At 46.9% G+C, this 527-nt stretch carries 1 protein-coding gene; it reads right to left on the bottom strand.

Annotation, left to right across the window (positions count from 1 at the left end; translation table 11 throughout):
- Positions 1 to 527 (bottom strand): PepSY-associated TM helix domain-containing protein (locus tag R8O10_RS27320; RefSeq protein WP_318192248.1); only part of this gene is annotated, 527 nt, incomplete at both ends.

Raw genomic sequence — 527 nt, forward strand, 5'->3', positions numbered from 1 at the left:
TTTGTAGCTGATAAAGCCCATCATTTCGGCTTTAAGAATAATGTCGTCAATCGATAACGCGCGAAGGCTCCCCGTGTAAGACGCCCCCCTTTCCATGTTCGCGTGATCATGGGCGGGTTTATCTTTCGATTCAGGTACGGCAGCAAGCTCTAAGTTCCAAGGCATTTCTTCTGACGAACCGTGGTTAAGATCCTTATGCGTCAATATCGACTCTGGCTTTTCACCCCAAGTGTAATAAGTCGGAAACGTGTTCCAAGCTTGAACCATCTTTGCCCCCCAAATTCCAGCCCAAGACAAACCAGAAATCAGGAAAAACAGTAAAACGAGGGACAACACACCACCTAGATTAGCGTGCACATCGCGCAATAAAATACGAGAACCTTGGGCAATACGGATTTTCAAAAAGCCTGCTCGACTGGCGTTGTCGCGAGGAAGCCAGAGATACAAGCCCGACACCAAAAGTAAAATACCTAAGCTGGCTGATATTTCGATTAAACGATCGCCAAACTCACCAATTAGCAAGGTCG

It is taken from the genome of Vibrio sp. 1727 (assembly GCF_033344415.1).
Lineage (GTDB): Bacteria > Pseudomonadota > Gammaproteobacteria > Enterobacterales > Vibrionaceae > Vibrio > Vibrio alginolyticus.